Source organism: Hymenobacter agri, from assembly GCF_054778495.1.
Genome location: NZ_BAAGZM010000672.1, coordinates 1 through 2,167, shown reverse-complemented (window position 1 = coordinate 2,167; position 2,167 = coordinate 1). Strand labels below are relative to the sequence as shown.

Below are 2,167 nucleotides of genomic sequence, written 5' to 3'. Positions count from 1 at the left end.
TTGCGCGGGGCCGCCGACGCGCCGCCGCTGGTAGTATCGGCCGAGGGCGAAGCGGCGGCAGGAATTTTCTTCGCCGGGCGGCGCTGAGCTACGGCCGGGCTTAGCCCTAGGCTCATGCCCAACAGTGCAATTAGCAGCGCCTGTAAAAACCCACGCATCAAAACGGGCATTGGTAGAGTAATAAAACTATAATATGTTGTGCAAGTTGCCACCAAATTAGTGATTTACCGAAAACGTTGCCGGAAATACTTCGCGCTACGCCGCTTTGGCCGATGCCTCGCGCTGGCACGGCCCTTGAAAGCCTTTCGGCGCGGTTCGCCGTACCTTGTACTTCTGGCGCAAGTAGCCGCCGGGCTGCCATTGTGGCACCCGCGCCCGCGCGTCCACCTTATTTCTGTTCATGCATCCGGCCTCCTTATTCTATTCCGCCTCGTTCCCGCTGGGAGCTCTCGGCGACGCTCATTCCCAACCCGAAGCAATTGCCATCATGGCCGCCGACCCCGACCACCTGCTGCGCGGCGACGACGCCCCGGCCACCCTGCCGCTGCTGCCCGTGCGCAACACCGTGCTCTTCCCCGGTGTGGTACTGCCCGTGACGGTGGCCCGCAAGAAAAGCGTGAAGCTGGTTCGCAAAGCCTACGCCGCCGACAAGCTCCTGGGCGTAGTGGCCCAGCTCGACCCCAACGCCGATGAGCCCGCCACCGACGAGCTGCACCCCGTGGGCACCCTGGCCCGCATTCTGAAATTGCTGGAGCAGCCCGATGGTCAGATTACCATCATTCTGCAGGGCCAGGTGCGCTTTCGCATCGAGGAGCAGCTGAGCTTTACGCCGCTCACGGCCCGCGTCAGCTACTTCCCCGAAGTGGCGCTGAGCCCCGACGTGCCCGGCGAGTTTGCCCTATTGCAAGCCCTGCGCGAGGCCGCCACCAAAGTGCTGGAGCTCACGCCCGAAATTCCGGTGGAGGCCCGCGCCATGCTCGACGGCATTCAGTCGCCGGCCTTCCTCACGCACTTCCTCAGCAGCAACGTGCAGCTCGACCTGGCCGCCAAGCAGAAGCTGCTGGAGCTGGCCGACCCCGAGGAGCAGGCCCGCCAGCTGCTCGAAGCCCTGCTCAGCCAGGCCGAGCTGCTCGAAATCAAGCAGGACATCCGCTCGAAAACCCACACCGGCATCGACGCGCAGCAGCGCGAGTACTTCCTGCGCCAGCAGCTCAAAACCCTGCAGGACGAGCTGGGCCCCGATGGCAGCGAGGACGACGTGAACCGCCTGCGCGCCCGCGCCGAAACCAAAAAATGGCCCGAGAGCGTGGCGCTCCACTTCAAAAAGGAGATGGAAAAGCTGGCCCGCATCAACCCTATGGCCCCCGATTATTCGGTGAGCATCAACTACGTGGAGTTTTTGCTTGATTTGCCCTGGGGCGAGTTCACGAAGGACAAGTTCAACCTCAAGCAAACCAAGAAAATCCTCGACGCCGACCATTTCGGCATCGAGAAAGTGAAGGAGCGCATCCTCGAGTACATCGCCGTGCTCAAGCTGAAGCAGGATTTGAAAGCGCCCATTCTGTGCCTCTACGGCCCGCCAGGCGTGGGCAAAACCTCGCTGGGCCGCAGCATTGCCAATGCCATGGGCCGTAAGTACATCCGCATGAGCCTGGGCGGCGTGCGCGACGAGGCCGAGATTCGCGGGCACCGCAAAACATACGTGGGGGCCATGCCCGGCCGCATTATCTCGCAGATTAAGAAGGCCGGCACTTCGAACCCGGTCATCATTCTTGATGAGATTGACAAGGTGAGTTCCGACTTCCGCGGCGACCCCAGTTCGGCGCTGCTCGAAGTGCTCGACCCCGAGCAGAACGCCACCTTCACCGACAACTACCTGGAGGTGGAGTACGACCTCTCGAAGGTGCTCTTTATTGCCACCGCCAACTCGCTCGATACCATTCAGCCCGCCCTGCGCGACCGCATGGAAATCATCGACCTCACCGGATATACCCAGGAGGAGAAGGTGCAGATTGCCCGCAAGCACCTCTGGCCGAAGCAGCTGAAGGAGCACGGCCTGGGCGAGGCCGAAGTGAAGATAACCGACGCGGCCCTGCACCGCGTGGCCGACGACTACACCCGCGAAAGCGGCGTGCGCGGCCTCGAGCGCAAGCTGGCGGCCGTGACG

General features: G+C 62.6%; 1 protein-coding gene. It reads left to right on the top strand.

The features are described from left to right. Positions 1-487 precede the first annotated feature (487 nt). The coding region (gene lon / locus ACYVDE_RS20880; RefSeq protein ID WP_460503467.1) for an endopeptidase La at positions 488-2,167 on the top strand (1,680 nt) is incomplete at its 3' end.